At 66.1% G+C, this 26148-nt stretch carries 23 protein-coding genes; 9 read left to right on the top strand and 14 right to left on the bottom strand.

Going from position 1 to position 26148, the window contains the following annotated elements; all coding sequences use genetic code 11:
* Nucleotides 1–20: 20 nt before the first annotated feature.
* Entirely contained in the window at nt 21–791 is a 771-nt protein-coding gene (locus ACM43_RS30950) for an SDR family NAD(P)-dependent oxidoreductase (RefSeq protein ID WP_271545264.1), read from the bottom strand.
* A 174-nt stretch (nt 792–965) separates the two neighbouring features.
* Nucleotides 966–1253 (bottom strand): hypothetical protein, encoded by a 288-nt coding sequence (locus ACM43_RS30945; protein ID WP_135168054.1) that lies wholly within the window; start codon nt 1251–1253, stop codon nt 966–968.
* 109 nt (nt 1254–1362) lie between these two features.
* Here ACM43_RS30945 and ACM43_RS30940 point away from each other — a divergent pair, with 109 nt between their 5' ends.
* The 3 genes from ACM43_RS30940 to ACM43_RS30930 all read left to right on the top strand — a co-directional run bounded on the left by ACM43_RS30940 (nt 1363) and on the right by ACM43_RS30930 (nt 7326).
* Nucleotides 1363–2763 carry a CoA transferase gene (locus tag ACM43_RS30940; RefSeq protein WP_271545263.1) on the top strand — a complete coding sequence of 467 codons (1401 nt, stop codon included), beginning with the start codon at nt 1363–1365 and terminating at the stop codon, nt 2761–2763.
* Nucleotides 2764–2929: 166 nt separating this feature from the next.
* The gene (locus ACM43_RS30935; protein ID WP_271545262.1) at nt 2930–4180 is read left to right on the top strand and encodes an efflux RND transporter periplasmic adaptor subunit; all 1251 of its coding nucleotides are present in this window, start codon (nt 2930–2932) and stop codon (nt 4178–4180) included.
* Nucleotides 4181–4209: 29 nt separating this feature from the next.
* Nucleotides 4210–7326, top strand: a complete 3117-nt coding sequence (locus ACM43_RS30930; protein WP_271545261.1) for an efflux RND transporter permease subunit — start codon at nt 4210–4212, stop codon at nt 7324–7326.
* 3 nt (nt 7327–7329) lie between these two features.
* Here the strand turns inward: ACM43_RS30930 and ACM43_RS30925 are convergent, their stop codons facing one another.
* From ACM43_RS30925 to ACM43_RS30905, 5 genes are all read right to left on the bottom strand, one after another.
* Nucleotides 7330–8292 carry an amidohydrolase family protein gene (locus ACM43_RS30925; RefSeq protein ID WP_271545260.1) on the bottom strand — a complete coding sequence of 321 codons (963 nt, stop codon included), beginning with the start codon at nt 8290–8292 and terminating at the stop codon, nt 7330–7332.
* 51 nt (nt 8293–8343) lie between these two features.
* Nucleotides 8344–8901, bottom strand: a complete 558-nt coding sequence (locus ACM43_RS30920; protein WP_271545259.1) for a hypothetical protein — start codon at nt 8899–8901, stop codon at nt 8344–8346.
* 25 nt (nt 8902–8926) lie between these two features.
* Entirely contained in the window at nt 8927–10357 is a 1431-nt protein-coding gene (locus ACM43_RS30915; RefSeq protein WP_271545258.1) for a TolC family outer membrane protein, read from the bottom strand.
* Nucleotides 10358–10545: 188 nt separating this feature from the next.
* Nucleotides 10546–11325, bottom strand: a complete 780-nt coding sequence (locus ACM43_RS30910; protein WP_036006037.1) for an enoyl-CoA hydratase — start codon at nt 11323–11325, stop codon at nt 10546–10548.
* Between the two features lie 109 nt (nt 11326–11434).
* Nucleotides 11435–12091: a hypothetical protein gene (locus ACM43_RS30905; RefSeq protein WP_271545257.1), complete on the bottom strand. Its 657-nt coding sequence runs from the start codon at nt 12089–12091 to the stop codon at nt 11435–11437.
* A gap of 291 nt (nt 12092–12382) precedes the next feature.
* Between ACM43_RS30905 and ACM43_RS30900 the strand changes: the two genes are divergently transcribed.
* Together ACM43_RS30900 and ACM43_RS30895 are read left to right on the top strand one after the other, a co-directional pair.
* On the top strand, nt 12383–12928 hold the full coding sequence (locus tag ACM43_RS30900) for a sigma-70 family RNA polymerase sigma factor (RefSeq protein WP_036042899.1): 546 nt from the start codon (nt 12383–12385) through the stop codon (nt 12926–12928).
* A gap of 2 nt (nt 12929–12930) precedes the next feature.
* On the top strand, nt 12931–13572 hold the full coding sequence (locus ACM43_RS30895; protein ID WP_271545256.1) for a DUF1109 domain-containing protein: 642 nt from the start codon (nt 12931–12933) through the stop codon (nt 13570–13572).
* A gap of 112 nt (nt 13573–13684) precedes the next feature.
* Here ACM43_RS30895 and ACM43_RS30890 read toward each other — a convergent pair whose 3' ends face one another.
* Complete coding sequence (locus ACM43_RS30890; RefSeq protein WP_271545255.1) at nt 13685–14788, bottom strand: DUF2336 domain-containing protein; 1104 nt, start codon at nt 14786–14788, stop codon at nt 13685–13687.
* Between the two features lie 63 nt (nt 14789–14851).
* Complete coding sequence (locus ACM43_RS30885) at nt 14852–16009, bottom strand: GGDEF domain-containing protein (protein ID WP_271545254.1); 1158 nt, start codon at nt 16007–16009, stop codon at nt 14852–14854.
* 437 nt (nt 16010–16446) lie between these two features.
* Here ACM43_RS30885 and ACM43_RS30880 point away from each other — a divergent pair, with 437 nt between their 5' ends.
* The 4 genes from ACM43_RS30880 (at nt 16447) to ACM43_RS30865 (ending at nt 20742) form a co-directional block, all read left to right on the top strand.
* Nucleotides 16447–17016, top strand: coding sequence for a sigma-70 family RNA polymerase sigma factor (locus ACM43_RS30880; protein ID WP_271545253.1), 570 nt, complete (start codon nt 16447–16449; stop codon nt 17014–17016).
* Nucleotides 17013–17708: a hypothetical protein gene (locus ACM43_RS30875; protein ID WP_271545252.1), complete on the top strand. Its 696-nt coding sequence runs from the start codon at nt 17013–17015 to the stop codon at nt 17706–17708. The genes ACM43_RS30880 and ACM43_RS30875 overlap by 4 nt, the downstream gene beginning before the upstream one ends.
* Before the next feature lie 16 nt (nt 17709–17724).
* Entirely contained in the window at nt 17725–19434 is a 1710-nt protein-coding gene (locus ACM43_RS30870; RefSeq protein WP_271545251.1) for a S8 family serine peptidase, read from the top strand.
* Nucleotides 19435–20010: 576 nt separating this feature from the next.
* Nucleotides 20011–20742, top strand: coding sequence for a TIGR03809 family protein (locus ACM43_RS30865; protein WP_271545663.1), 732 nt, complete (start codon nt 20011–20013; stop codon nt 20740–20742).
* Here the strand turns inward: ACM43_RS30865 and ACM43_RS30860 are convergent.
* The 5 genes from ACM43_RS30860 to ACM43_RS30840 form a co-directional block, all read right to left on the bottom strand.
* Nucleotides 20739–22109, bottom strand: coding sequence for a TIGR03808 family TAT-translocated repetitive protein (locus tag ACM43_RS30860; protein WP_271545250.1), 1371 nt, complete (start codon nt 22107–22109; stop codon nt 20739–20741). The genes ACM43_RS30865 and ACM43_RS30860 overlap by 4 nt on opposite strands.
* Before the next feature lie 202 nt (nt 22110–22311).
* Nucleotides 22312–22968, bottom strand: coding sequence for a pyroglutamyl-peptidase I (locus ACM43_RS30855; RefSeq protein WP_271545249.1), 657 nt, complete (start codon nt 22966–22968; stop codon nt 22312–22314).
* Complete coding sequence (gene meaB, locus ACM43_RS30850; protein ID WP_271545248.1) at nt 22965–23954, bottom strand: methylmalonyl Co-A mutase-associated GTPase MeaB; 990 nt, start codon at nt 23952–23954, stop codon at nt 22965–22967. Before meaB ends, ACM43_RS30855 begins: the two co-directional genes overlap by 4 nt.
* A 52-nt stretch (nt 23955–24006) precedes the next feature.
* Nucleotides 24007–25518 (bottom strand): tripartite tricarboxylate transporter permease, encoded by a 1512-nt coding sequence (locus tag ACM43_RS30845; RefSeq protein WP_057027170.1) that lies wholly within the window; start codon nt 25516–25518, stop codon nt 24007–24009.
* Nucleotides 25519–25521: 3 nt separating this feature from the next.
* Entirely contained in the window at nt 25522–26013 is a 492-nt protein-coding gene (locus ACM43_RS30840) for a tripartite tricarboxylate transporter TctB family protein (protein WP_157281456.1), read from the bottom strand.
* Between the last annotated feature and the right edge of the window lie 135 nt (nt 26014–26148).

Raw genomic sequence — 26148 nt, 5'->3', positions numbered from 1 at the left:
GTCGCTGATGATGCCGTCCCTTAAAAGTTCACCCGGTTCGAGATCGCGCCATCCACCACCAGATTCGAGCCCGTCGTGAACCCCGACACCGGGCTGGCCAGAAACACCGCCGCGCTCGCGATGTCCTGCGGCGTCGCCATGCGGCCGGTCGGATTGCGCTTCATCGCGTCCTGGTACCGCTCCGGCATGTTCTTCTCGATCATCTCCCAGACGCCGCCCTTGAAATAGACGGTGCCGGGCGACACGACATTCACGCGGATCTTCTTCTTCGCGTATTGCCGCGCCAGTCCCTTGGCCATGTGGATCAGCGCGGCCTTGATCGGGCCGTAGGAGCTGGCCGCGTCCGCCTGCGCCGCTGAAATCGACGAGATGATCACGAACGCGGCATCGCCGCTGCCGGCGCCGCTTGTCTCGAGGAACGGCCGTGCGGCGTCGAAGGCGTGCACGGCGCCGAGCACGTCGAGCCGGAAATTCTGCTCCCAGGATGCGGGATCGTGCCCTTGCGCCATTGCGCCGGCATTGGAAAACAAAAGGTCGATGCCGCCGAGCTCTTTTGCTGCAGCCTCGATCCAGTTTTTGAGCGCCGCGCCGTCGGTGACGTCGACCGGGCCGCCGGTGGCGTTGATGCCGCTCGCCTTCAACTCCGCGACGGTGGTAGCAACCTGATCGGCGTTGCGGGCGCACACCGCGACATTGGCACCTTCACCGGCCAGCGTCGCCGCAATCGCCCGCCCGATGCCGCGCGTGCCGCCGAGCACGACGGCGTTCTTGCCTTTGAGACCGAGATCCATGGTTGGCTCCGTTTTGTTGGTCGTGCGACTGTAGCTGTTTCAAGAAAGCTTCAGAAGTCTCTCGATCGTCATTGCGAGGAGCGCTTGCGACGAAGCAATCCAGACTGCAGCCGCGGAAAGATCCTGGATTGCTTCGCTGCGCTCGCAATGACGTGGGGAGAGGCAGGGCCCACCTCACTCGGGCGCCGCCCCGACCGGCGGGCCACCGGGCGGCCGGTGCAGGAAGGTCAGCGAGGCATAGGCACCGGCCCAGGAGCCGATCGCAGCGAAGGCGACATAGAAGGCGTTCTCGGTGTAGCTGATCACGGCGTAAGAGGAGAGCAGGTACCAGATCGCGCTCCAGTTCGCCGCGGGGATGCGCTTGCGGGCGATCACGGCCGAGGTGAACATGACATAGACGGCGTCGGTGGCCGCCGTCGCGATGAACACGGCACCTGCGATGAGGGGATCGATGGCGACCATTGCATTCCCTTATGTGCTGATGGATGGTCGTAAAAATACAGCATGATCCGGAAAAGTGTGCAGCGGTTTTCCGAAAGATCATGCTCAATCGCAAGGGAGAGAAGCGGTCATGCAAAGCCCCGCCGACATCCTCGAGGGCATCTGGACCTCCGCTGGCGGGGATCCGACAGCGCTCGGCCGCGTGCGGCTGACTGGCGAGGAGCCGCAAATACCGTCCTCGTTTCGCGTTGCCGTCGCCGGCCAGACCACGATCGCGGCGGCCGGCCTTGCCGCCGCCGAGATATGGAAGCTGCGCAGCGGCGAGGCGCAGGACGTCTCCGTCGACATCCGCCACGCTGTCGCCGAATGCCGTTCCGAGCGCTATCTGCGCCTCGACGACAAGCCGCCGCCGCCGGCTTGGGACGCGATCGCCGGCGTCTACCGAACCGGCGATGGCCGCTTCGTTCGCTGCCACACCAATTTTCCGCATCACCGCGACGCCGTCTGCAAGGTGCTCGGCTGCGAGCCCGAGCGCGAGAAGGTGCAGGCCGCGCTGATGCAGTGGAAAGGCGAGGACTTCGAAACCGCGGCCTACGCCGCGTGCGGCGCCGTCGCCTTGATGCGCTCCTACGACGAATGGTCCGCGCACCCGCAGGCGCGCGCGCTCGCGCGATTGCCGCTGCTCTCGATCGAGAAGATCGGCGAGGCGCCGCCTAGGCTGTGGCCAAGAGGCGATCGTCCGCTCTCGGGCCTTCGCGTGCTCGATCTTTCCCGCGTCATCGCCGGCCCCGTCGCCGGCCGCACGCTCGCAGCGCACGGTGCGGACGTGCTGCTGGTGTCAGGCCCGGAGCTGCCCGCAATCGACTGGCTCACCATCGACACCGGCCGCGGCAAGCTCACCACCTTCATCGAGCTGAAGAGAAAGGCCGGGCGGGCGCAGCTGCGCGAGCTGTTGAAGGACGCCGACATCTTCTCGCAAGGCTATCGTCCGGGCGCGCTCGCCGCGCTCGGCTTTGCGCCAGAGGACGCGGCGCACATCACGCCCGGCATCGTCTATGTGACGTTGTCAGCCTACGGCCATGCCGGTCCTTGGGCCGAGCGGCGCGGCTTCGACTCGCTGGTGCAGACTACGACCGGCTTCAACCATGCCGAAGGCCAGGCCGCCGGCATCGATGGTCCCAAGGAATTACCGGCACAGATGCTCGATCACGCCACCGGTTTTCTGATGGCGTTCGGCGCGATGATGGCCAAGGCACGCCAAGTTCGCGAAGGCGGCAGCTGGCACGTGCGCGTGTCGCTGGCGCAGACCGGGCGCTGGCTGTGGAATCTCGGCCGGCTCGAGGGCGGATCGAATATCCCGGATCTTGGGGGAGAAGCCGTAGATGCTGCGTTTATGCAGCACATGCAATCTGGCTTCGGCATGTTGAAGGCGGTGCAGCATTCCGCACTTCTGTCGAAGACGCCGGCGCAATGGAGCCGTCCGGCGATGCCGCTCGGCAGTCATCCGGCACAATGGCCGGGCCGAAGCTGACATGAAGCTGACGTGGGACTGACGTGAAGCTGACGTGTCGCAAGATTTTAAAGCAAACGGAAAGGGCCACGCGCTTTTTAGGTTGTTTGAACTCTCAATTCGGCACTATTAGCGCGATCGACGAGGCACTCATTTGCCGAGATCGTCGCAGACACGCCCGGGCCCCATGGCACTTGAAAATATCAAGCGATTGCACCTGATTGCAAAACAACGGGTGATCGCATCCATAGTTTTACTAGCTCTCGCCGGCGCCGGTGTCGGAGCGTACGGCTTGTTCTCTTCGGGCCCGAAGGCAAAGAATCACTCCGAGATCTCGAGCCAGTCGCGCAGAAATGCGCAGACCTTCGCGCCAACGCCGTCCGAATGGGCGACGCTGACGATCGAGCCGGTCAAAGCCAGGAGCTTCCGGGCCGAGTATGTCACCGAGGGCAAGGTCGCGGTCGACGAAGACCGCTCGACGCCGGTGTTCTCGCCCTATGCAGGCCGTGTCACCAAGCTGCTCGCCAAGCCGGGCGAGACGCTGAAGCAAGGTCAACCGCTGTTTACGATCGAGGCCGCCGACACCGTGCAGGCCCAGAACGATTTCATCGCGGCGATGACCTCGCAGAACAAGGCGAAGTCGGCGCTCGAGCTCTCCGACATCCAGTTCAAGCGCGCCAAGGACCTCTATGAGGGCCATGCCATTCCGCTCAAGGATTACCAACAGGCGGAAGCGGCCCAGGTGCAGGCGCGCAACGACATGCGCTCTTCGATGACGGCGCTGGAAGCCGCGCGCAACAAGCTGCGCATCCTCGGCTTCACCGACGAGGCCATCAAATCGTTCCAGGAAAAGGGCGTCATCGATCGGGAGATCACGATCCATTCGCCGATCTCCGGCACCGTCGTGCAGCGCAAGATCGGCCCGGGCCAATACGTCAATTCCGGCGCCAGCGATCCGGTCTTCGTGGTCGGCGACCTCTCCACGGTCTGGCTCACCGCCTTCGTGCGCGAGAGCGATGCGGCCGCGGTGTGCATCGGGCAGGACATCACCGTCAACGTGATGGCGCTGCCGGGCCGTCCGTTCAGCGCCAAGATCAACTACGTTGCCGCCGCGATCGACCCCGCCACCCGCCGCCTGCAGGTCCGCGCCACGATCGACAACAAGGACGGGCTGCTCAAGCCGGAAATGTTCGCGAACGTCACGATCTATTCGGCCGGCGACCGCGCCGCGCCGGCGGTGCCGAAGCAGGCGCTGATCTACGAGGCCGACAAGGTCCGCCTCTGGGTCGCGCGCGAGGACAAGTCGGTCGAGCTGCGCCAGATCAAGATCGGTCTCATCAACGGCAACCTCGTCGAGGTCACCAGCAATCTGAAACCCGGCGAGCAGATCGTCACCAAAGGCAGTCTGTTCATCGACCGCGCGGCGTCCGGCAGCTGATCGACGACCCAAGAAAATTGAAGACCTGAATGGATCGTCTCGTTGCCCTTGCCGTCAACCGGCGTTTCCTGATGGTCGGCATGTTCGTCGCCGTGCTGATCGGCGGCTTGATCGCGTTCAACCGGCTCAACATCGAGGCCTATCCCGACCCGACCCCGCCGATGGTCGACATCGTGACGCAGAGCCCGGGCCTGTCGGCGGAGGAGATTGAGCGCTACATCACGATCCCGATCGAAACCCAGGTCGCCGGCCTGAAGAACATCAAGACCATCCGCACCATCTCGCTCTACGGTCTGTCCGACGTCAAAATCCAGTTCTCCTTCGCCTACACCTATGACGAGGCGCTGCAGCAGGTGCTGAATCGCCTGGCGCAGCTCGCGCCGTTGCCGGGCAACGTGCAGCCGCAGATCTCCCCGCTCAGCCCGATCGGCGAGATCTTCCGCTATCGCCTCGTCGGTCCGCCGAACTACAGCGTGCTCGACCTCAAGACCATCCAGGACTGGATGCTGCAGCGCCGCTTCCGCGCGGTGCCCGGCGTAATCGACGTCACCGGCTGGGGCGGCAGGAGCAAGACCTACGAGATCCAGGTCGATTTCAACAAGCTGGTCGCCAACGGCCTGACGCTGCCGCAACTGCTCCAGGCGGTCGGCAATTCCAACGTCAATGTCGGCGGCAACACCGTCGATATCGGCCAGCAATCCGCCGTGGTCCGCGGCGTTGGCCTGATCCGCTCGATCGACGATCTCGCCAACACCATGGTGGCGCAGACGGGTGGCAATCCGGTGCTGGTGAAGGACGTCGCCACCGTCACGGTCGGTCAGAAGCCACGTCTCGGCATTGCCGGCCTCGACGATTCCGACGACATCGTGCAGGGCATCGTGCTGATGCGGCGCGGCGAGCAGAGCTCGCCGACCATCAAGCGCGTCCACGAGCTCGTTCAATCCATCAACAATTCCAGCATCCTGCCGCCTGGCGTGCGCATCGAGCGCATCTATGACCGCGGCGACCTTATCGAGCTTACCACCCACACCGTGCTGCACAACATGGTGGTGGGCATTCTGCTGATCGTGCTGTTGCAGTGGATCTTCCTTGGCGATCTCCGCAGCGCGCTGATCGTCGGCGCCACCATTCCGTTCGCGCTGTTCTTCGCCGTCATCATCCTGGTGCTGCGCGGGGAATCGGCCAACCTCCTGTCGGTCGGCGCGATCGATTTCGGCCTCATTGTCGATGCCACCGTGATCATGGTGGAGGCGATCTTCCGCCGCCTCACGCAAACGACGCCGATGTCGGGATCCGAGCATATGTCGCCCGAGACGCTGTTCGGCATGAAGAGCCATGCCATCCTCAGCGCGGCCGCCGACGTCTCCCGATCGATCTTCTTTGCTGCGGCGATCATCATCGCGGCGTTCCTGCCGCTGTTCACACTCTCTGGCGTCGAGGGCAACATCTTCGGGCCGATGGCGCGGACCTATGCCTATGCGCTGGCCGGCGGACTGCTTGCCACCTTCACCGTGACTCCCGCGCTGTCCGCCATCATCCTGCCCGCTCATGTCGAGGAGACCGAGACGAAGGTGATGCTGATCCTGCACCGGCTCTACATGCCTGTGCTGAATTGGGCGGTCGCCAACCGCAACATCGTCCTTGGCGGTGCGGTCGGCCTGGTGTTGATGACGGTCGCGCTCGCCCGGTTGCTCGGCCTCGAATTCCTGCCGAAGCTGGAGGAGGGCAACCTCTGGATCCGTGCCACGCTGCCGCCGACCATCTCGCTGCAGGAAGGCAACAGCTACGTCAATGAGATGCGCAAGGTGATCCGCGCCCGGCCCGAGGTCGAATCCGTCGTGTCGCAACACGGCCGTCCCGACGACGGTACCGACGCCGCCGGCTTCTTCAACGCCGAGTTCTTCGCGCCGCTCAAGCCCGTGAGCCAGTGGCCCGGCACCCGCGACAAGGAAGAGCTGACCGCGCAATTGCTCAAGCAGCTCGACGATCGCTTCCCCGGCGTCGAATTCAACTTCTCGCAATATCTCCAGGACAACGTCTCCGAAGCCGTGTCCGGTGTGAAGGGCGAGAACTCGATCAAGCTGTTTGGTAGCGATCTCCAGGCTCTCACCGACACCGCCAACAAGATCAAGCAGGTGCTGTCGACCGTGCAAGGCGTCACCGACCTTGCGGTTTTCACCTCGCTGGGCCAGCCGACTGTTCAGATCGACATCGACCGCGCCAAGGCGGCGCGCTACGGCCTTGCACCGGGCGACATCAACGCCACCATCAAGGTCGCGATCGGCGGCGACACCGCCGGCGACCTCTATGAGCCCGGGAGCGACCGCCACTTCCCGATCATCGTCCGCCTCGCGCCGGAGTACCGCCGCAGCGCGGAGGCGATCCAGAATTTGCGGATCGGCGCGCCCGGGCCGAACGGCACCGTCACGCAGATTCCGCTGAGCGAGGTCGCGACCATCAGCCTCGTCTCGGGTGCGGCCTACATCTATCGCGAGCAGCAGGAGCGTTATCTGCCGATCAAGTTCTCGGTGCGCGAGCGCGATCTAGGCAGCGCGATCCGCGAGGCGCAGGACAAGATCGCCGCGCAGGTGCAGCTGCCGCCGGGCTCGCATATGGAATGGGTCGGCGAGTTCGGCAATCTGCAGGACGCGATCCGGCGGCTGTCGATCGTGGTGCCGATCTCGCTGGCGCTGATCGGCGTGCTCCTCTGGTTCAATTTCGGCTCGATGACCGACACGCTGCTCGCGATGAGCGTGATCCCGATGGCGATCTTCGGCGGCGTGCTCGGCCTCTTGATCTCGGGCACCGCGTTCAGTGTCTCCGCGGCGATCGGCTTCATCGCGCTGTTCGGCATCGCGGTGATGGACGGCATCATCATCCTGTCGCAGTTCAACCAGCTGATCGAGGAGGGCATGGACCGCATGAGCGCGGTGGTGCGCACCGGCGAGCTGCAGCTCCGGCCGGTGCTGATGACCTGCGTGGTCGCAGGAGTCGGCCTGCTGCCGGCGGCGCTGTCGGAAGGGATCGGCTCGCAGGTGCAGAAGCCGCTCGCGGTCGTCGTTGTCACCGGCATGATGCTGGCGCCGGTCGTGATCCTGGTGACCTTGCCGGTGCTGATCTCCTTCTTCTCCCGCCGCGCACGCTGATCGTCAGAACCCGTAGAGCCGCGCCGGATTGTCGACCAGGATCTTTTTGCGCACCTCGGCATCCGGTGCCCACACCGGAAGCTGGTTGAGCAGGCGGCCGTCGTCGATCTGGTAGAGCGGCGCGATGTCGGTGGGCTTGCGGCCCTCGACGCGGCTCGAATCCGGATGCGGCCAGTCGGTGCCCCAGACGATGCGGTCCGCATTGGCCGCGATCAGCGCGCGGGCATAGGGCACCATGTCCTGATAGTCGGGCGCCAGCTTCGACGAGCGATAGGCGCCGGAGATCTTCACATAGGCCTTGCCGGATTTCACCAGCGCGACGAGATCGGAGAAGCCGGGCTGCTCCAGGCCGAGCGAAGCCTCGAGGCCGCCGAAATGGTCGAACACGACCGGCACCGGCGCCGTCTCGACGAGGTCCTTGATCGCAGAGATCATGGCAAGCGTGGTGTAGAGCTGCACGTGCCAGCCGCGCGCCTTCATGCGCTCGACGACGGCGGTGAAGCGCGGCCGGCCGACATTGGGGTCGTTGACGCCGCCGGTCGCCAGATTGAGACGGATGCCGCGGAAGCCCTCTTGATGCATCGTATCGAGCGCGCTCTCCGGCGTCTTGTCGTCGATCACGGCGACGCCGCGCGCGGTCGCGCCGCGCGCCTTCATGCCGAACAGCGTGGAGGAATTGTCGATGCCGTAGACGCTCGGCGTCACGATCACCACGCGCTCGATATGCAGCGCCTTGTGCAGCGCCGCCATTTCTTCCGGCGAAGCCGGCTCCGGCGTATAGACACGCCCGGCGAAGAACGGAAACTTTTCGACATCGCCATGAATGTGGGTGTGGCAGTCGCAGGCATGCGCCGGCACATCGAAATTGATCGGCGTCGAGGGCTGCGCCGCGCGGGCACGGGCTTTGCTAGTCATGGCTACTCCGGCCGCAAGGGAGGCAAGCAGGACGCTGCGTCGGCTGAGCACGGTTTCTCTCCCGGTTTGTTTTTTATCGGCGAGTGGGAGGAGATTATCACATCAGCCGGGCAACTGCTCCGCTTCGCTGCATAGCTGCTCGACAAGGTCCGCAAGCGGACGTGAGCCGTCCACGCGCACGACCGGGCAGGGCAGGCCCGAGAGCCACGCTTCGTGCTTGGCGAGACTGCGGCCTTCGCGATCGCCGGCTTCGTAATGGGAGGCCCATTCGACGAAGTCTTCGGTTTCGCCATGGCGCCAGCCGCCCGGTGCGACGGCATCGGCGCCGAAATGGGCGGCCTCGCGGGCGCGCAATCGTTTCATCCGGATCTCGCGCGGCGCGGTCACGAAGACGACCAGGTCGAAGTACGAAACGAGCTCTTCGCCCCAGCCGGTGACGGACCCGCTCAGCACCCAGTCGAGACGCGGCAAGAACATCTCGTGCATCAGGCGCAGGCGGTCGGCGGCGGGGCGGGTCGTCCGATAGGGCGGCACCGTCGGCAGCCAGAAATAGTCGTCGCTGTCATGATGCGGCAGCGCCAGCCGGCCCGCGAGCGCGCGGCCGATCGTGGTCACGCCGCAGCCCGAGGCTCCCATCAGATGGATGCGGCGGCTTTTCATGTGCATCCACCAAAGAGACTTAAGGCTACTGCCCCGACGGCGTCCGCAGGCCGTGCCAGGCGTCACGGACCTGATGGTAATGCACCTCGGGCAGGTAGTCCGGCGTGTTCAGGTTCAGCGTCTTGACGTCGAGATGGCCGATGGCGCTGAGCAGCGTGTAGGAGGCGATCACGCGGTCGCGTTGCGCGCCGATCAGGCGGGCCTTGGCCTGGATCAGGTCGGCCTGCGAGTTCAGAACGTCCACCGTCGTGCGCTGGCCGCCGGCCGCCTCGCGCTGCACGCCCTGCAGCGCGACGGTGGCCGCCTTCACCTCGGATTCCGAGGCCGAGACCGTGACCTTGGCGCCTTCATTGGCGACCCAGGCGCTGACCGCCGCCGTGCGCGCCTGGTTGCGCACCTGGTCGAGAACGAGGCGGCTCTGCGCCGTGATCTCCTTGGCCTGCCGGGTCTGCGCCGCGGCCTGGCCGCCGTCGTAGATCGGCGCGGTGACGTTGGCGACGATCGAGGCTTGATCCTCGGCGAAGGTACCGAGCGTCGGGTCGTTGTTGCGGCTCTTGCTGGCGCTGCCCTGGATGGTTGCGCTCGGCAGCAGCGTGCCTTCGGCGATGCGGATGTTGGTGGAGGCGACATCGACGTCGAAGCTGGCGGCCATCACCGCCGGATGCTGGCGGATCGCCATCGTCATGGCGTCCTCGCGGCTCTTCGGCAGATAGCGGTCGACGGCCTCGGCAGGCCTGAGCTGCGAGGGCGCATTGCCGATCACTTGCGCATAGGTGGCCTGGCTGACCGCAAGCGCGACCTCGGCCGCGTTGAGATCGGCAAGGCCACGATTGAGGCGGGCCTCGGCCTGCGCGGTGTCGGTCGGCGTGACGTCGCCGGCATTGAGCCGGCGCTGGGTGACGGAGAGCGTCTCGCGCAGGAAGGCGACGTTGGAGCGCTGCGCCTCGACCAGTGACTGGTTGGCGAGAACGTTGGTGTAGGCGGTGACCGCATCGAGCAGCACGCCCTGGCCGACATTGCGGAGCGCTTCGCGGCCCGACTGCACCTGGAGCTCGGCGGCCCGCACGCCGTTGGCGGTGCGGAAGCCGTTGAACAGGCTCTGCGTCACGGTGACGCCGATGATCCAGGGCTTCAGATTGCCGGTCTGGATGGTGTTGTCCGGCAACAGATTGCGCACCGATTGCAGGCCGGCGCTGAGGCTCGCCACGATCTGCGGCCGGTAGCCGGCCAGCGCCTGCGGCACGTTCTCGTCGGTGGCGCGCTGGCGCGCACGCTCGGCATTGAGCTGCGGATTGGTCTGATAGGCTTTTGCCAAGGCGTCCGGCAGGGCTTCGGCCGATGCCACGGAGGGAAGGGCGCAAGAGAGCGCCAGCGTGGTCCATGTCGCAAGCACATGACCCGCGCCCGATCGACGTCGCGTCACCCCGCGACCAGCTCTGGCGGTACGCCCAATCATGTAATCCCGCTTAACCCCGGCTGTCCGCCCCCCGCCGACGATGGCCTCTTAACTGTTTAGCCAGCCGAGGTCCCGCAGGCAAACTGCCGCGGGCAAAACTCCCATGTATTCCGTGCTTGTTGCAGGCGCGTCACAGGCTGTGCGCGGGAAAGCGCCAGAGCCTTACACTGGCCTGACCGGCTCGTGCGCTACCGGTTCTTGTTCACAGGCTTGCGCTTCTCGATGAACGCCGCCATGCCCTCCGAACGGTCCTCGAGCGCGAAGGTCGAATGGAACAGGTTGCGTTCGACGCTCATGCCTTCGGAAAGCGTGGTCTCGAAGGCGCGGTTCACCGCTTCCTTGGCCATCGCGGCCGCAGGGCGCGACATCGCGGCGATCTTCTCGGCGGCCGCCATGACCTCGTCCATCAGCTTGTCGGCGGGTACGATACGGCTGACCAGGCCGGAGCGCTCGGCTTCGGCGGCGTCCATCATCCGGCCGGTGAGGCAGAGGTCCATGGCCTTGGACTTGCCGATCGCGCGCGTCAGCCGCTGGGTACCGCCGATGCCGGGAATGGTGCCGAGCGTGATCTCGGGCTGGCCGAACTTCGCGGTGTCGGCGGCAATGATGAAATCGCACATCATGGCAAGCTCGCAGCCGCCGCCGAGCGCGTAGCCGGCGACCGCGGCGATCGTCGGCTTGCGGCAGCGCGCGATGCGGTCGCCGCCGATCGCGGCGAAATCCTCGGAGAACATGTCGATGAAGCCCTTGGGCTGCATCTCCTTGATGTCGGCGCCGGCGGCAAAGGCCTTCTCGTTACCGGTCACGACGATGCAGCCGATGGCGTCATCGGCCTCGAGATCGTCGACCGCAGCTGCGATCTCGCGGAAGACGCCGAACGAGAGCGCGTTGAGCATCTTCGGCCGGTTCAGCTTGACGATGCCGACCGCGCCGACGCTCTCGACGATGATGTGTTCGAACGTGCTCATGCTCCACCCACGCTTTCGATTGAGCGGGCAATGTGCCCGCTGGCGCGGATGCCTTCAAGGGGGCCGGACGCGGGACGCGCGCGGGGGCGCGTCCCGGCGGAACCGGCCATCAGGCCATGAACATGCGCGCGGCGGAGGCCAGGGTCAGCAATGTGCCGACGCCGATGAAGATCTTGCCGATCAGGGAGCTCTGGTCCCAGGCCGAGCTCTGCTGGCTGCTGGCCATCACCGGCGCCGGCCGCGGCTGCGCCTCGGTTGCGGCGATCACCGCCTTCTGCGGCGGCGGGGTCTCCTGCAAGGCCCGATCGATGTCGTTGAGTTGATCGGGCGCGACGACCTGGCTTTCGGGGTTCTCGGCGCTGGTATTATCGGCGGCTGCCTGGACGTTGTCGTTGGCGCGGTTCGTCATCGCGGAGGCTGCCGCGGCAGTCGGAGTGTCGGCGGCGAGCTGCGCATTGGCGTTGGCGACCTCCGGGGCCAGCTGGCTCCAGGCTGGGACCTGACCGTCGGTCTTGTCTTTCTTGGCCTCGTCGGGCTTGGCCGCCGTGTCCTTCTTGTCCGCCTTGTCCTCGGATTTCTGCACCGTCTTCTTGCTGTCGGTGCGGCGCGACTCGTGGCGCCGCTGCTTGGCCGTATCGGCCCCTTTGTCGGCGCTCTCCGGTTTGTTGCCTGCTGCCGCGTTCGGCGCCGCCTGTGCGAGGCCCCCGGACAGCAAGACAAGCCCGGCCAAAACGATCAGGGCCGCGCGCGCGCTGGTTTTCATCATGTCGACGATCTCCCCAATTCCGCCCGTCCCGGCAGCAAACAGAGACCCCGGGGCGTGACGACAGCGGGGCAGAAAATGGGAATCTTCGGGCCACACCCGGCAAAAACGCGGCAGACCGCCTCCCCAAGCCGCCCGCCCGATGCAGGACGCACCGATCGGTGTTAAGAGCCGTCGCAGATGTTTGCGGCCGCATCGGTCGCGCGGCCCGGATCTTGATCACGAATTCGTGATAATTTTGGCGCCCGCGTAACAAATTGAACGAGCGGCCGAATTGCATGGTGAGGGGCGCGCGTGCGCGGACGTGAGGACGAATGGACCGGCCTGATGCGGTCGGCCATGGCTGGCGATGATGCGGCGTATCATCGTCTGTTGAAGGCAGTCACGCCGGTGCTGCGGGCCGCCGCGAGGCGTGGCTTGGCGCGGGCGGGTCAGCCGCCCGACCAGGCCGAGGATATCGTGCAGGAGATTCTGTTGGCGGTACATCTGAAGCGGCATACCTGGGACAGCGAAGCCCCCTTCGCGCCCTGGCTGTTTGCGATCGGCCGCAACAAGCTGATCGATGCGCTCCGGCGGCGCGGCAGGCGCGTGTTCGTCAACATCGACGATTTCGCCGAGACGCTGCCGGGCGAGGCGCCGCAGGACACCGCTTCGGCCGGCGAGGTCGCCGCCCAGCTCGGAACCCTGCCGCAGCGTCAGCGCGACGTGCTGCAATCGATCGCGGTCGAGGCCGCCTCGATCAAGGATACGGCGGCAAGGTTGTCGATGAGCGAGGGTGCGGTCCGGGTCGCGCTGCATCGCGGACTTGCGGCGTTGACCGCCAAATTGCGGGACCATTGATCATGGACACCGATCAACTCATTCGCTCGCTCGCCGCCGACAATCCGCACCGCGCGCCCCGCGTCGGCGCCGTGCTGAGCATGGCCCTGCTGGTGGCTGCGCCGCTGTCGATCCTGATCTTTGCGACGTTCTTCGGCGTGCGCGCCGACGTCATGAGCGCCATGCGCAACCCGTTCTTCGACATGAAGTTCGCGGTGACGTTGTCGCTCGCAATCCCCGCCATCATCGTCAGCCTTCATTTGTCGCGTCCCGAAGCCCTGCTGCGCGGCTGGGGCTGGCTGCTGCTGCTGCTTCCCGTCGGGCTGCTCGCCGTGGCGATTGGCAGCGAGGCGATGATGGCGCCGGCGATGCCGATGACGATGCGCCTGGTGGGTAAGAACTCCAGGGTCTGCATGGTCGCGATCCCCGCAATGGCGCTGCCACTGCTTGCGGGGGCGCTGTTCGGCCTGCGCCACGGCGCGCCGTCTCGTCCCGCGCTCGCCGGAGCGCTCGCGGGGCTGGTGTCGGCGGGACTTGCGGCGACTCTCTATGCCTCGCACTGCACCGACGATTCCCCGCTGTTCGTCGCGACCTGGTACACGCTCGCGACCGCGCTGGTGACGGCGATCGGCGCGGCGGTCGGATCGAGGGTGTTGCGGTATTAAAGCATGATCCGGAAAAGTGCGAAGCGGTTTTCCGGAAAGATCATGCGCAACCAACAACCTAAAGCGCGATGACGATTCATCCAAATCTCATCGCGCTTTAGCCGCGCCGGCTTCACGCCGCCGGCGTCGCGTGCAACTGCATGCGGTGGAAGCGCAGCACCTGTTGCGCGGTCGATGAGCGCAGCGCCTCATAGGTGTCGCGCAGCTTCAGCATGTCGGTCTGCGACCCGCCGGAGAGCTTCTCGCGCAAGGCGATGATGGCGCGCACGCTCGACCATTGCATGCCCGCGGCCTTGGCGAGGATCATCACGCCTTCGGTGCGGCTCTCGATCATCATGGTCTCGGCGGTCTCGACCGCGATCCCCGCGAGTGCGGCCAGCGCCGCATTGGTCTCGTCGAACTTGCCCTGCTCGGCGAAGGTGGCGACCTGGAGCTCGTTGAGGCGGCCGTCCTCGTGCAGCGACTTCACCAGCGCGCGAGCCATCTCCGTCTGTTTCGTCCTGGCGACGGCGCGAACCCGTTGGGCCGCTTCCTCGACGGCCCTCGACACCTCGTCCGCGAGCTCGGGATGCGCAGCCGCGAGCTTCCTGCGCACGCTCGAGGATGCCTTGGCGACCAGCCTCAGATAGTGATGCCGCGGCAGGTCGGGTCGCAGGCCGATGCAGCCGCCGAGGTCGTCGTCGCGCTCGGCGCGGACGACGAGGTCGGCGAGACTCTCCTCCGAGAACCGCGCGCCCGGATTGCCGACCGTCGATTGCACCACGTCCTCATTGCCCCGCGCCACCAGCACGTCGGTCAGCGCTTCCGACAGCGTCCGCCGCAGCGAGATCGCCTTGAGATGCGCCTGGCCCCTGGTGCGCGCAATCTCGACCAATGTTGCCTCATCCAGCCGCTCCGACTTCGACAGCACGGGGCCGGAGACTTCGATCACCTCGTCGAGCGCGAGCGTGCGGATGATCTGCGGCGGCGCAGCCGCGATCGGCGCGAGCCGCTCGGCGAGCAGCGCCTTGGCCGACGTCTCGATCTGCTCGATCAGGCACTGGAACACGTCGTCGAACACGCGGATATGGTCGTCGGAATAGTCGACCGCGTTGCCCACGAAGAGATCGGTGACGCGGCGGAGCGTCTCCACCCGGCGCGCGACGGTGCCGTGCGAGAGGGCAGCCTGCAACTCCTCGAGCAGGCTTTCGGATGGTCTTGCGGAATTGGATCTCATTGCTCTGTCCTGGAGCGTTCGGCCCGGCAGCGGCGTCTGTCGTGCCGGAGAAAAATGGATCGGTCAGCTCGTTGCAATGCAGTTGCGCCCTTGCGCCTTGGCGGAATAGAGCGCGCTGTCGGCACGCGCGAGAAACGTGTCGGCAGTATCGACGTCGCGCAGCGTCACGACGCCCGCGGAAATGGTCACCCGCAGGCTGAGGGAGAACGCGCCCCAGTCGAGATCGGCGACGATGCCGCGCAGGCGCTCGAGCGTGCGGAGCGCGACGTCACCCGACGTATCCGGCAGCAGCAGCAGGAATTCCTCGCCGCCGTAGCGGCCGAAACTGTCGGCCGGGCGGATGTTGGCGAAAATGGTGATCGCGAAGGTGCGCAGCACCTCATCGCCAATGGGATGGCCGTAAGCGTCGTTGATGCGCTTGAACCAGTCGAGATCGATCAGCGCGATCGCGAAGGGCGTGGATGCCCGCCGCGACTTTTCGATCTCGGTGTCGAGAAGCCGCATGATGCAGCGGCGGTTGTAGGAGCCGGTGAGCTCGTCGAGCTCGGCCAGTTCCTCGATGCGTCGATAGGCGGCCTTCAATTCGATGCTGCGCTTGTACAGGATCTTGCGTAACGTGGCGCCGAACAGGCCGAGGAAGGCGCACTGCCCGATCACCAGCACGAAGCAGAGCATCGAGGCGGTCCGCTGCAGCCGGGTCGCGACCGGCAGTCCGATCGGCAGGTCCGATCCCAGGAAAACCACGGTGAGCCCGCAGGTGGCGAGGCCCCAGGTGAGCATGGCCTGGCTCGACGTCATCCGCAGCGTGCCGAACGCGAAGATCAGAAACAATACGGCAAGGAACGCGACCCCGATGGTGGGCACCGCGAGCAGGAACACCAGTTGCAGCGCCATATGCGCCGAGATCTGATAGACGGTGAGGTAATGATCGTCGAAACGGTCGCCGAAACCGGCCTCCGACAGCACCGTGAAAGTCCCGATGATCAGAAGGCCGCCGAGCCAGAACAGCGTCGGAACGGCCACGGAGACCGCGCCGTCAAAGGCGTAGAGCAGCAGGACCGCGCCGCCCAGCGAATAGCTCGCGACCTGGCCGATATACATCTGGCGGCGCTGCCAGACGCGGCGCGCCTTGACCTCGGGAGCCGTCGTCTCGGGCGCGAGGACGAGATCCGCGACCTCTGCGGCATTCCTCTCCGGAAAGGACGTCGCGGCCGTATCCATGGTCCCGCCAATGGTGCATGTCAGCGTAAAAACCTACGTGGCAAGCCTTTAGGTTTGGTATCCTTTGAAATCGAATCCGAACCGTGCAGCAGGGAACAAGGCGATCATCTAGCGTGAGAATTTTACCGATGATCACGCATCGTGTGCGCTGCGGTCGAGCCGAAGCAAGGCTTGGCGCGACAAAAGTGGTGCAGGGCTGCTATGGAACCGGATGAGGCCGGCCTGCCTATGTCCGGGCAGGCATCCCGCAGGGAATATCGCAGTATTATGGTACCGATTCGGATGAGCGACGCTGACCACCACGGGTGGGACAGGAAAAATGCCCGTATGTGGGGTAGCTCACACAAGCCCCCGTATGACTGCGGTAGGTTCAACAATTTTGCCCCCCACATCGAACCGTCCACCGCATCGACCCGACCAACCTTGCGAGACGGCCATTGAGCGCGACACAGGCGGCTTCAGACGAGATCCTGATCGCCAGGATCGCTCAAGGTGACCGGCTCGCCATGCAGGTGCTGTACGGGCGGCACCATGTCAGGGTTTACAGGTTCGGGCTGAGGCTCGTGCGGGACGAGCAGGCGGCGGAAGACCTCATCAGCGAGGTGTTTCTCGACGTCTGGCGTCAAGCCGGCAAATTCGAGGGCCGATCTGCCGTTTCCACCTGGCTGCTGGCAATCACCCGATTCAAGGCCCTGTCTGCGCTCCGGCGCAGGAAGGATTTCGAGCTGGACGAAGACGCCGCCAACGCGATCGAGGATACGTCCGACGATCCGGAAACGGTGGTGCAGAAGAAGGATACCAGTGAGGCGTTGCGGGAGTGTCTGACGGGCCTCTCGCCGGATCATCGGGAAGTCGTCGATCTCGTCTACTACCACGAGAAGTCCGTGGAAGAGGTGGCCGAAATCGTCGGGATACCGGAGAACACTGTGAAGACGCGCTTGTTCTATGCGCGCAAGAAACTGGCCGAACTGCTGAAGGCAGCCGGCGTCGAGCGAGGCTGGCCATGATGGCTTTGAGCAAGAAGATGCTGGAGCAAGAGCCCAGTGAAATTGAACTGCTGCTGCCCTGGCACGCTGCCGGCACGCTGAACGCGCGCGATGCGCGCCGTGTCGAGGAAGCGCTGGCGCGCGATCCGGACCTGGCGAAGCAATATGCGGCGATCCGGGGCGAGTACGAAGAGACCATTCATCTGAACGAGAGCCTTGGCGCTCCGTCGGCGCGCGCGATGCAGAAGCTGTTCGCCGCGATCGATGCCGAGCCGGCGAGGGCCAGCGGCTCGCTGCCGCTGTCGGCGCGTATCTCGACCTTCTTCGCGAGCTTGTCGCCGCGCACGCTGGCGTGGTCGGCGAGCCTCGGTGCCGTCGCGCTCGTGCTGCAGGCCGGCATCATCGGCGCCGTGCTGATGAAGAACCAGCCGGCGACCTTCCAGACCGCTTCGCTCTCGACCAGCGCACCGATCACGCGCGAGCTTGGTAGCGCCGCCGCGCCGGCGCGCGCGCTGGTGCGCTTCACCCCTGAGGCGCGCGTCGCCGACATCACCGCGCTGCTCGACAGCTACCAGGCTTCGATCATCGGCGATGCCAAGGGCGGCATGTTCCGCCTCCAGTTCGACAAGGCGATGAACCAGGACGAGCTCGCTTCGCTGCTCGGCAGGATGCAGCGCGAGAAGTTCGTCAACCTCGCCGTCGCGGCGCCCTAGGCGCGCCGCCGAGCCGATGACGGGCAAATCCGAGAGCAGGGTGCGCACTGGGGCCCGCGCTTCATCCGTCGGCGTTGCGCTTCTGGTCGCCTTCTGTTTTGGCGTGGAAGTTGCGCAGGCGCAGGCGATCATGCGCACGCCGACGATCAGCGTTCCCTCGCGCACGCCGACCGTCTCTCCAAACATCACCCCGCGGGTCAGCCCGAACATCGCTGCGCGCGCGGTGAGCGTTGGCCGCGGCCCGCGGACGATGGCGACTATTCCCACGACGTCGCGCATCCGGCCGACGACGCCGGTGCTGCCCTATGCACGTTACTCGCCGAACCTCTATCCGGCCTGCACCGCGCCCTATCGCAGCGGCGACGGCGAATGTCTGGCGCAGCCGAACGCGGGCGGCGAGGGCACTGGAAAATCCGGCAAGAAGAGCGCCGGCAAAGGGCGCGGGAACAACACGCCGGTGGCGCTGATCTCGCGCAGCTTCGCAGGCGAATTCGTCGCCGAGATCGACGGCGCGCTGTCGACGGCCGAGGCCGACGAGCTGGCGCGTCGCCACGGCCTGACCCGCCTCGCTTCCGAGAATTTCCCGCTGATCGGAGCCACGTTCGGCCTGTTCCGCATCGCCGACGGCCGGCCCTATGAGACCGTGCGGCGCGAATTCGCGGCCGACGGCAGCGTGCGCTCGCTGCAGCCGAACTTCCGCTACGTGCTCCAGGACCAGAAATCGTCGGCCGCCACCGAGGGCGATCCTGCGCAATACGCGCTGGCAAAGCTGCGCCTGCCTCAGGCGCATACGTTGGCGCACGGGGCCAACGTCACGATCGCCGTGATCGATTCCGGCATCGACGCCCGGCATCCCGAGCTCGCCAATTCCGTCGCCGACAATTTCGACGCGCTCGGCAGTGCCGAAGGGCCGCACGTCCATGGCACCGGCATCGCCGGGGCGATCGCGGCCCATGCCCGTCTGATGGGCAGCGCGCCCGAGGCCCGCATCATCGCCATCCGCGCCTTCGGCGGTGCCAATGGCGGTGCGGAGAGCTCGTCCTATATCATCCTGCGTTCCCTGAATTACGCCGCCGAGCACGGCGCGCAGATCGTCAACATGAGCTTTGCCGGCCCGAAGGACGCGGTGATCGAGCGCGCGATCGCGGCGACGGCCGCGCGTGGTCTCATCCTGATCGCCGCCGCCGGCAATGCCGGGGCGAAATCGCCGCCGCTCTATCCGGCGGCCAACCCCAACGTGATTGCGGTCAGCGCGACGGATCGGCAGGACAGGCTGTTCTCCGCCTCCAACCGCGGCAACTACATCGCCGTCGCGGCCCCCGGCGTCGACATCTTCCTGCCGGCACCCGACGGTAAATACCAGGTGACATCGGGAACCTCGTTCTCGGCCGCCTATGTCTCAGGCGTCGCGGCGCTGCTGCTCGAGCGCAACCACGCACTCAAGCCGGAAGCGCTGCGCATGACGCTGGTGAAGACCGCACGCGACCTCGGCTCGCCCGGGCGTGACGACCTCTTCGGCGACGGCCAGGCCGACGCGTTTGCCGCCGTCATGGCTGTTCCCGCCGATAGCACGACGCCGGTCGCTGCTGCCCCCGGTACAACAAAACGTGAAGATGCTCCGAAGCGTCGCGAGGAGCCCGGCGCACGCGCGATCGAGCAAACCTCGCTGTCGAGCGCGGAGGATAAACCCGCGGTTTCTCAGGCAGATAGGCCGCCGGCGCGATAGTCGCTGCGACAACTTTACGCTCACGCCAAAGGTTAAAAAATCAAGCCGCGCATTTGAACGTTCAGTCCGCTGCCACGACCAACTGATGTGGGAGCGGTCATCCCTCCCCATCAGTCATATCAGGCGCGAGCGCCCATCCACCCCAAGCGCCCATATGGCTCGACCCGTCCGGTTGTCCCCCCGGACGGGTCTCTTCTTTTCAGAGCGTTTTCGAGCGAAGTGGGTGCCGGTTCGCGTGAAGAAAACGCGTCAAGACAAGAATCTGGCGTCCGATTTTTCGAAGCTTCACATCCGTTCATCTTGCAGTTGAAGATCGCCGTGGCTTCGGTCGCCGCCGCGAGGGCGTCCCGCCGCAACTCCGTCATGCTTGTGCGAAGCTTGACTCGAAAACACGGAAAATCACCGCACGACTACGGTATTTGACGACGAGCGTTGCGTCGTTGCTGGACAAGTCAAAACTTTTCCACAAAATATTCTTGTCGCGTCTAAATTGATTCGTGTGCGTTGCGTCCCCCGCGTCCGTGTTTTCTCCTGACGGGCTGGTTCATGACACATCGCCAAGAGTCAATTCATGCCGTGGCCGTCGGCCGCGACATCGCAGCGCGCTGGTGCGCTCTCGCCGAGCAGCGCCTGCAACATCTCTCCGAGATGTTCGAGACCGGCCGCTGGCGCCGGTATCATTCCGAGATTGCCTTCCTTGAAAACATCCAGGAAGCCAAGCGCGCCGTCCAGACCTGGCGCGCGCTTGCGACCGGCGGCGATGTCGCCGAGGCGGCTGCGAGCGTGACGCCGGCATTCGGTTGGTCGCCGGCGACGATGCCTCGCATGGCGCCGCGCGAGCAGCAGGCGCAAACGATGCAGCCCAAGACCTTGCAGCCAAAGGCCGTTCACATCGCCCCCGAGACCACCACGCCGGTCAGGCTCGATCCGAAGCCCGACGTGCTCGCGGAGATCACCGAAGCCCCGATCGCGCCGCTTGCTATGCCCGTAGCTTGGCCGTCGTTCACCGCGCCTGCCGAGATGCCGCCGCTCAGGGCGCCCGCTGCGAAGGCACCGTTCACTGCGCCTGCCGTGAGATCGTCGCTCGCGGAGCCGGCCGCAACACGGCCATTCGCCGCGCCGGAAGTGAGGCCGCCCGTGCCCGCCGCGAAGCCGCCGAAGACCGCGCCCGCAGCGATGGCGGCGCTCCTGCCGCAGTTCGCCCCGCCCGCCGAGGAAATCGTCGCCGCCCCCGAGCGCGTCGTCGAATTCACTTTCAGCCTCGACGGCCTGGAAGCGAAGTACCCGCTGCTCCGGAACGCCTTCTAGCGCCGCACCGCATTGCCGCCGACCACCAGCTGCGCAAAACGTTGTGCGCCGTCGGCCGATAGATCCGACGTCACCGCGCGGGCGTGATCGAGGCCGACCACGGCGCCGCGCGGCGTTTCGGAGATCATGTTGTTGTTGACCAGCGCGGTGCCGGCACCCGGCACGACGGAGACGCCGACGCCGGCCAGCGCCTTGCGGATCACGTTGCCCGTGATCGCGACGTCGCGCAGATATTTGCCCCAGCCGGCGACGATGCCGTAGGACGGCGCGTTCTCGATCACGTTGCCGGTCACCGAAGAATCCGCCTCGATGTAGATGCCGACACCGGCATCGTCGTCGGGCGCGGTCCCGATCGGCCGCTTCGGGATCAGGTTGCGGATGATGTTGCCCTGGACCACTGCGATGCGGCCGCCCTCGTTGAAATTGCAGACCGAGACGCCGACGGCCGCGCCGTCCACAATGTTGTTGGCGATCACTGCAGCCTCGAATGCGAACTCGGAATAGAGCGCCACCTCGCGCACGTCGCTGACGCTGTTGCCACTGATGTGGATGTTCGAGGCCGAGTTGCCGCGCACCGCCGAATAGTCGCAATTCCTGATGCGGTTGCCTCGCACGATCACGTTGCCGGCGCGAAAGGCGTTGATGGCATTGCCGAACTGGCCCGAGCCGCCGGGGCCGGCCTTGATGTTCTCGATGCGGTTGTCGGCGACCAGCGTGCCGTCATCCCCGATCGCGGTGCGCAGGATCTCGATCCCGTTGTCGTTGGTGCCGAGAATCGTGTTGCGGCAGACGCTGAGGCCCCTGGCGTCGAACGACACGACCGCCGTCACCGCGATGTCGTTGAAGATGTTTCCGGAGATGTCGCCCGCGACCTGCTCGAGCCAGATGCCGCTGCCGCCCGAGCTCGCGATAGCGCATTCGCTGATGCGCACGTCGCGCCCGCCGAGGACGTGGATCAGGCCGCGCCGTGGCGGCAGCGGGATGCCGCCGCCCTCGAAGGTGATGCCGGTGAGGCCGATCGCATCGGAGCCGTCGCTCTGGATCGCCGAGGCGCCGCCGGTGAAGACGAGCTTGGTCGCGCCGCGCACGCCGATCAGCTGCGCGCCGTTCGGCAGCCGCAACAGACCGGTCCGGTACACGCCGGGTGGCAAGGCGAGCGGCAATTGCGCCCGCGCGGCCTCGTCGATGGCACGCTGCAGCGCGCGGGTCTGGTCCTCGCTGCTGCCGGGCCGCACACCATATTGCGTGGCATCGCGGCCGAGCAGCGACGTCAGCGGCGCGGCGCGCGCGGCATCGGCCGGCATGGCCAGCGCACCGGCAATGCCGGCGGTCGAAGCCCCGATGAGATGACGGCGATTGAGGTTCATGACGCGTCCTCCGGCGGACGCGGGAGGTGTCCGCAGCGGTTTCGTAGCGCAGCAGGGCGAGGACCGTGAGGATTGTTCGCGGTAGGGTTAAATGTTTACGCAAAAGACGGTGCCGTAGGGTGGGCAAAGGCGCGCTTGCGCCGTGCCCACGACCTGTCCGAGGCAGTAACAGAAGACGTGGGCACGCTTCGCATTGCCCACCCTACGAGGCCGGCGTGTTCCGCGCCTTGCGCGCCAACTGCACCATCTCCATCAGCATCGCTTCCCCCGCATCCACCAGCTCCTCCAGCGTGATGCGGGCCGCGCCCTTGCGGCGCACGCCGCCGCTGCGTGCGAGCAGGGGAATGTGGATGAACGCCGCAAGCCTGGGTCCGCCCGCCTTCACGCGCTCGATCGCGCGCCAGCTCAAGTAGTTGCAGAGATAGGCGCCGGCGTCGCGCGAGGCACGCGCGTCGATGCCGGTGAGGCGCGCGGCGCGCAGCAGCCTTGCGGTGTGCGGGCCGAACATCATCGCGTCGGCATGGCCGGCGATGCCGCGCTTGGTCGAGCGGGTGTTGGCGGCGTCGGGCCAGAGCATGGTGACGGCGTTGCGCGCCCGCGTCTCGATACGCAGGTAAGGCGTGCGTGCGGCGAGGCCGAACATCAGCAGCGCGTCGGGCTTTTGCGCAGCGAGCACGTCGGGTAATTGCCGGTCGACCGCGGCATAGGTGACCGGAAAAATGTGGCTCGAGAGCGCGACATCGTCGAGCGCGGGCCGGCGCAATTGCGCCAGCCGCGCCACCAGCGGCTGGGTCGGATTGTAGGGCGCGCCGGGAAACGGACCGAAGCCGGTGAGAAGAATGCGGAGCTTGTCGCTCATTGCAGCAACTCCAGCATCTGCTCGGCGGCGAGCGCCGGCGTGAGGTGGCCATCGGCGACCTCGGCCTCGATCTTTCGGACCTTGCTCCGCACCGAGGCCTCGCTGCGCAGCCGTGCCAGCATGCGCTGCTCCAGCATCGACCACATCCACTTCACCTGCTGCTCGCGCCGCCGCGCGGCGAAATCGCCGGACGCGTTCATCGCCTTGCGGTGATCCAGAACCTTCTGCCAGATCTTTGCGATGCCGTCGCCGGTCAGCGCCGAATAGGTCTCGACCGGCGGATGCCAATGCTCGGACCGCGGCGCCAAGATATGCAGCGCGCCGCGATAATCGGCCGCGGTGATCTTGGCGCGCTTCAAATTGTCGCCGTCGGCCTTGTTGATCGCGATCATGTCGGCGAGCTCGACCAGGCCCTTCTTGATGCCCTGCAGCTCGTCGCCGCCGCCCGGCAGCATGAGGGCGAGGAAGAAGTCGGTCATGTCGCAGACGGCGGTCTCCGACTGGCCGATGCCGACGGTTTCCACCAGCACGACGCCGAAGCCGGCGGCCTCGCATAGCAACATCGCTTCGCGCGTCTTCGCCGCGACGCCGCCGAGCGTGCCCGAGGAGGGCGAGGGGCGGATGAAGGCGTCTCCAGACGCCGACAGCCGCGCCATCCGGGTTTTGTCGCCGAGAATCGAGCCGCCGCTGCGCGCCGAGGACGGATCGACCGCGAGCACCGCGACCTTGTGGCCCTGATCGATCAGATACGTACCCAGCGCATCGATCGTGGTGGATTTGCCGACGCCGGGCGAACCGGTAATGCCGACGCGAAACGCCTTGCCGGTGTCGGGCAGCAGCATCTGCACCAGCTCCCGCGCCAGTGCCTGGTGGTCGCTGCGCCGGCTCTCCACCAGCGTGATGGCCCGGGCGAGGGCCGCACGACTGCCGGCGCGTACGTCACGGGCGAGGGATTTGATGTCGAGCGAGGCCTTCTTCTCAGTCATGCCTCTGCTTTACAACGGCGAGGCGGGGCAGGCGAGGCCCGCCCGCCCGATATCACCGGGTCGTTGCCGCGGCGGTCTGCGGCTGTTTCACCTTGCGCCAGATCCACACCATGACCGGCCAGAGCAGCGCGCCGATCGCCATCGCGGCGAGGATGGCCGCGACCGGACGCTCGAAGAACGGCAGAATGCTGCCGTCCGACTTGATCAGCGAGGTGACGAAAGCCTGCTCCACCATGGTGCCCATGACGATGCCGAGCACCATGGCGGCGACGGGATAGCCGTTCGTCTCCATGACATAGCCGATCACGCCGAAAGCGGCGACGGTGACGACGCCGAACATGTTGTTGCCGATCGCGAACGAGCCGACCGCGCAGCACAGCATGATGATCGGCATGATGGCCGAGCGTGGTGCCAGCAGGATGTAGGTGGCGACGCGGATCATGGCGATGCCGAGCGGGATCATCAGGATATTCGCGATGATGAACATCAGATAGATCGCGTACATGCTCGACGCCTTCTCGGTGAACAGCGTCGGGCCGGGATTGAGCCCCTTCATGTAGAGCACGCCGATCGCAATCGCGGCGATGGTGTCGCCGGGGATGCCGAACAGCAGCGAAGGCACCCAGCCCGAGGCGATGCTGGCATTGTTGCTGGCGCCGGCCTCGACCAGGCCCTCGACATGGCCGGTGCCGAACTTTTCCGGCTCCTTGGAGAAGCGTTTCGACATCGCATAGGAGACCCAGGCGGCCATGTCGGCGCCGGCGCCGGGCAGCACACCGATGATGATGCCGACGATGTTCCCGCGCGTCATCTGCCAGCGATAGAGCTTGGTCAGCTTCCACTGGCCGGCCATGATGCTTCCGAATTTGCGCCGCGGCAGCGGCGGCGGCTCGGGCGTCAGCATCGCGCGCATCACCTGCGCCACCGCGAACACGCCGACGAGGGCCGGGATCGGCTCGATGCCGCCGAACAGGTCCGTAAGCCCAAAGGTGAAGCGCGGGACGCCGCCGGGATTCTCGATGCCGATGCAGGCGACGAGCAGGCCGATGAACATGCCGGCGATCGCCTTGACGGGCGAGGAACGCGCCACCAAGGTGGCGCACATCAGGCCGAGCAGCGCCAACCAGAAATATTCGAAGGTCGAGAACGACAACGCGATCTCGGCGAGCGGCGGCGCCAGGATCATCAGCGACAGCACGCCGGCGATGCCGCCGACCGCGGAGAACCAGACGCCGGCGCCTAGCGCGAGCTCGGCCTGGCCCTTGCGCGTCATGGCGTAGGCTTCATCCGCGTAAGCCGCGGATGCGGGCGTGCCCGGGATACGCAGCAGCGCGCCGGGAATGTCGCCGGAGAAGATCGCCATCGAGGACGCCGCCACGATGGTCGCGATCGCCGCGATCGGTGACAGATAGAAGGTGACGGGGACGAGCAGGGCGGTTGCCATCGTCGCCGACAGGCCCGGCAGCGAGCCGATTACCAGCCCATACACGGAGGCTGCGAACATGGAGATGATGACCTCCCAGGTGGAGATCAGCGCGAACGCATCAATCAGGGTCTTCAACATCGATCACCAGGGCGTCGGCAGCAGGCCAACCGGCAGCGGCACGCGGAGCAGCTTGCCGAAGATGAGATGAATGGCGAACGGCGAGAGCATCGCGAGCGGCAGCGCCAGCTTCAACTTCGCCCCGAGCGCGGTCGAGGTCACGTAGACCATGATCGCCGCGGTGATGATGAATCCGAGCCGGTCGGCGGCAAGAACGTAGAACAGCAGCAGCGCCGGCGGCAGCAGCGCGCGCAGGCCGTAGAGCTTGCCCTGCGGCGGCGGGGCAGCCGCCTGGCCGTCCTCGAACGGGACCAGCTCTTCCTCCTCCTCGAAGGAACGGCCGATCCCGAACACGATCGCGAGCCCGCACAGTGCAAGGCCGCAGCCGATCACCAGCGGAAATACATTGGGGCCGACCGGCTGCCCCGGCACCGGCGGCAGAATGTAGCCGCCATAGGCGGCAGCCGCGCCGAGCGCGACGAGAAACGATCCCGTGACGGAGTCGGGAAGACGCATAGGGGAGTCCTACAGGAGGTGCGCTCCCTCTCCCCGCTTGCGGGGAGAGGGTTGGGGTGAGGGGGAGTCTCCGCCGGGGAGGTGAGAGATGGACTCGCGGAGAGTTCCTCGCACCCCGATCAAGGCGTCGCAGGT

Source organism: Bradyrhizobium sp. CCBAU 45321, from assembly GCF_028128975.1.
Lineage (GTDB): Bacteria > Pseudomonadota > Alphaproteobacteria > Rhizobiales > Xanthobacteraceae > Bradyrhizobium > Bradyrhizobium yuanmingense.
This window is presented reverse-complemented; position numbering and strand designations above follow the sequence as displayed.

Bases quoted from the DNA above. Each gene is read 5' to 3' on its own strand.
- ACM43_RS30935 (WP_271545262.1), top strand. From the start codon at position 2,930: ATGGCACTTGAAAATATCAAGCGATTGCACCTGATTGCAAAACAACGG.
- ACM43_RS30860 (WP_271545250.1), bottom strand. From the start codon at position 22,109: ATGAACCTCAATCGCCGTCATCTCATCGGGGCTTCGACCGCCGGCATT.
- ACM43_RS30905 (WP_271545257.1), bottom strand. From the start codon at position 12,091: ATGATGAAAACCAGCGCGCGCGCGGCCCTGATCGTTTTGGCCGGGCTT.
- ACM43_RS30920 (WP_271545259.1), bottom strand. From the start codon at position 8,901: ATGAAAAGCCGCCGCATCCATCTGATGGGAGCCTCGGGCTGCGGCGTG.
- ACM43_RS30910 (WP_036006037.1), bottom strand. From the start codon at position 11,325: ATGAGCACGTTCGAACACATCATCGTCGAGAGCGTCGGCGCGGTCGGC.
- ACM43_RS30950 (WP_271545264.1), bottom strand. From the start codon at position 791: ATGGATCTCGGTCTCAAAGGCAAGAACGCCGTCGTGCTCGGCGGCACG.
- ACM43_RS30875 (WP_271545252.1), top strand. From the start codon at position 17,013: ATGATGGCTTTGAGCAAGAAGATGCTGGAGCAAGAGCCCAGTGAAATT.
- ACM43_RS30885 (WP_271545254.1), bottom strand. From the start codon at position 16,009: ATGGATACGGCCGCGACGTCCTTTCCGGAGAGGAATGCCGCAGAGGTC.
- ACM43_RS30930 (WP_271545261.1), top strand. From the start codon at position 4,210: ATGGATCGTCTCGTTGCCCTTGCCGTCAACCGGCGTTTCCTGATGGTC.
- ACM43_RS30940 (WP_271545263.1), top strand. From the start codon at position 1,363: ATGCAAAGCCCCGCCGACATCCTCGAGGGCATCTGGACCTCCGCTGGC.
- ACM43_RS30945 (WP_135168054.1), bottom strand. From the start codon at position 1,253: ATGGTCGCCATCGATCCCCTCATCGCAGGTGCCGTGTTCATCGCGACG.
- ACM43_RS30845 (WP_057027170.1), bottom strand. From the start codon at position 25,518: ATGTTGAAGACCCTGATTGATGCGTTCGCGCTGATCTCCACCTGGGAG.
- ACM43_RS30895 (WP_271545256.1), top strand. From the start codon at position 12,931: ATGGACACCGATCAACTCATTCGCTCGCTCGCCGCCGACAATCCGCAC.
- ACM43_RS30855 (WP_271545249.1), bottom strand. From the start codon at position 22,968: ATGAGCGACAAGCTCCGCATTCTTCTCACCGGCTTCGGTCCGTTTCCC.
- ACM43_RS30890 (WP_271545255.1), bottom strand. From the start codon at position 14,788: ATGAGATCCAATTCCGCAAGACCATCCGAAAGCCTGCTCGAGGAGTTG.
- ACM43_RS30870 (WP_271545251.1), top strand. From the start codon at position 17,725: ATGACGGGCAAATCCGAGAGCAGGGTGCGCACTGGGGCCCGCGCTTCA.
- ACM43_RS30915 (WP_271545258.1), bottom strand. From the start codon at position 10,357: ATGATTGGGCGTACCGCCAGAGCTGGTCGCGGGGTGACGCGACGTCGA.
- meaB (WP_271545248.1), bottom strand. From the start codon at position 23,954: ATGACTGAGAAGAAGGCCTCGCTCGACATCAAATCCCTCGCCCGTGAC.
- ACM43_RS30840 (WP_157281456.1), bottom strand. From the start codon at position 26,013: ATGCGTCTTCCCGACTCCGTCACGGGATCGTTTCTCGTCGCGCTCGGC.